The organism is Mesorhizobium sp. P5_C1, from assembly GCF_054049815.1.
In genome coordinates this window covers 1-2,599 of sequence record NZ_JBFULQ010000668.1, presented here as the reverse complement: position 1 = coordinate 2,599, position 2,599 = coordinate 1, and the positions used below count along the sequence as shown (strand labels likewise).

Below are 2,599 nucleotides of genomic sequence, written 5' to 3'. Positions count from 1 at the left end.
TCGCATAACCGATCAGCAGGCCCCCGCCGAGCACCACAATGACGAAAAGCAGAAGCGACAGATATCTTTGCAAGAATCCTATCCCGCGATCGCGGCCAGACGCGCCGCATCTGCAACTGGGGCGCTATCGCCGCCTGTCAACGGCAGCGTCAGTTCGCCTTGCGCAACGCACAGAAGTAAAACCCATCCGTGCCGCTCAACGCCGGCGACAGCGAGACGTCGCCGGCCGGACCGATCCGCACGGCCGTCTGATGGCCGGGAAAACGGCTGTCCCAGAGCGCGCGATGATCGACCGGGACAAAGCCGCTGTTGCGGTGCCGGAATGCCGCAACCTGCTCGCCATTCTCCTCGTCGAACACCGAGCAGGTGATGTAGACCAGCAAGCCGCCTGACTTGACGTAGGCTTTGGCGGCTTCCAGGATCGCCGACTGCTCGCCCTTGCGGGCGTCGAGCTGTCTTTGCGTCAGTCGCCATTTGGCATCGGGACGGCGCCGCCAGGTGCCGCTGCCGGTACAAGGCGCGTCGACCAGCACGATGTCCATATGGTTGCCGAGCGGAGCGAGTTCGGCCGGCTTGGTGACGACCTGCACATTGCGGTTTTCCGAGCGACGGATGCGGTCGAAGATCGGCGCCAGCCGCGCCTTTTCGGCGTCGTGGGCAAATATCTGGCCCCGATTGTCCATCGCAGCCGACAGCGCCAGTGTCTTGCCGCCGGCGCCGGCGCAGAAGTCGAGCACCTGCATGCCGGCCTCGGCGCCGGAAAGGGCAGCCACGACCTGCGAGCCTTCGTCCTGGACCTCGAACCAGCCTTTCTGGAAAGCCGGCTCGGCCTGCACGTTGGGGTGCCTGCCGTCGCCATCGATCGGCGGGATGCGGATGCCTTGCGGCGCGATGGCGGCTGGTTTGGCGCCGGTTCCGGTCAGTTCAGCCAGCACCTTGTCACGGTTGGCCTGCAACGTGTTGACCCTGAGGTCGAGCGGCGGTCGCGTCGCCAGCGCCGCCCCCTCATCAGCCCAGGTGTCGCTGAAGGTTTTCTCGAAAAGCGGCACGCACCAATCGGGTATGTCGGCCCGCACCGCGGCCGGTGCATCGGCGAGCCGGCGTTCGGAAATGGCCTGAAGCTCGGTGGCAGTCAGCAACGGCGGCGCGAATTTGTCACCGTCGAGCGCATCGTTCAGCGACTGCGCCGTCTGGCCCCATTCGAGCAGCAGCGCGCCGAAGCCGATGGCGCGCGGCGTGTCTTCCCCCAACAGCCAGCCGGCGGAACGCTTTCGGCGCAAGCCGTCATAGACGATGTTGCCGATCGCCGCGCGGTCGCCGCCGCCGGCAAACCGGTGCGACAGGCCCCAATCCTTCAGCGCGTCCGCAACCGGCCGGTGACGCCGGCCGATGTCTTCCAGCACTTCGATGGCCGCAGCCAGCCGTCCGCCCAGTCGCATTCGTCATTCCATCAAATCGAGCACATGATCTCCGGGCCTGCTCTTAGAGCCTTTCGCGACTGGATTGAACCCCGCTTCTGTCTCATGCCGACGAGGTTGTCTTGACCGAGGCAGGCTGATCGCCCGACCAGTAAATGTCCTTGGTCAGCAACAACAGATCAATCAATAGATGACAGGTTTCTAATGTTCGTAACTGGCGCCTGCAAGTACGCGATCTGGTGCAACCGCTCTGCTTTCCAAGTTATTCGGTTGGGAATACTCTTGCCGCCATGATTCGCGGCACGGAAAACGTGGACCGGCGGATCGCTACGAGGAGAGGGCAATGAAGACTTATCTGGCGGAAGTTCTAGGCACATTTCTGTTGGTGTTCATCGGTACGGCTTCGGTGGTGACGGGCGGCTTCGGCGGTGCGCTGCCGCTCGGCCAGGAAGGCATCGGACTGGCATTCGGCATCGGTCTCATTGCGGCGGCCTATGCGATCGGCCCGATTTCAGGTGCGCATCTCAATCCGGCGGTGACGCTCGGTGTCTTCCTTGCCGGCCGGCTGCCGGCCAAGGACGTCATCCCCTACTGGATTGCGCAGATCATCGGCGCCATCCTGGCCTCGCTGGCATTGTGGATCATCGTCTCCGGCCAGGCTGGCGGACACACCGGCGGCTTCGGCGCCAATGGCTGGGACGTGGCGAAATGGGGCGTCAGCTCTGCGTTCCTGTGGGAACTGATCGGCACGTTTACCTTCGTCACCGTGATCCTCGGTGTCACCGCTGAAAAGCACTCGACGGCGTTCGCTGGGCTGGTCATCGGCCTGACGCTGGCAGGGTTGCACTTCGCCATCATCCCGGTCACCGGCACCTCGCTCAATCCGGCCCGCTCGATCGGCCCGGCGCTGTTTTCCGGCAGTGCTGCGATCGGCCAGCTCTGGCTGTTCATCGTCGCACCGTTGATCGGCGGCGCCATTGCCGGCGTCGTCGCCAAGGCGCGTGTCTTCGAGAAGGACTGAGGTTTGGACGCTTGAATACGAAAAAAGGCGCGGGCCGTGGCCCGCGCCTTTTTTTGCCGACCCTGCCGCGTCTCAACAACAAGGCCATACCTCACTCGCCCGTTTTCGCACGCTCGGTCGAGCGCGCGGGGGGAACTCGCCTATAGCTTTCTAAAGAAGC

At 63.9% G+C, this 2,599-nt stretch carries 2 protein-coding genes; one reads left to right on the top strand and one right to left on the bottom strand.

What is annotated here, in order from left to right; genetic code table 11:
• Positions 1-149: 149 nt before the first annotated feature.
• On the bottom strand, positions 150-1,439 hold the full coding sequence (locus ACXJ7R_RS29630) for an RsmB/NOP family class I SAM-dependent RNA methyltransferase (protein ID WP_457154926.1): 1,290 nt from the start codon (positions 1,437-1,439) through the stop codon (positions 150-152).
• Positions 1,440-1,761: 322 nt separating this feature from the next.
• Between ACXJ7R_RS29630 and ACXJ7R_RS29625 the strand changes: the two genes are divergently transcribed.
• The gene (locus ACXJ7R_RS29625) at positions 1,762-2,439 is read left to right on the top strand and encodes an MIP family channel protein (RefSeq protein WP_457154925.1); all 678 of its coding nucleotides are present in this window, start codon (positions 1,762-1,764) and stop codon (positions 2,437-2,439) included.
• Positions 2,440-2,599 lie beyond the last annotated feature (160 nt).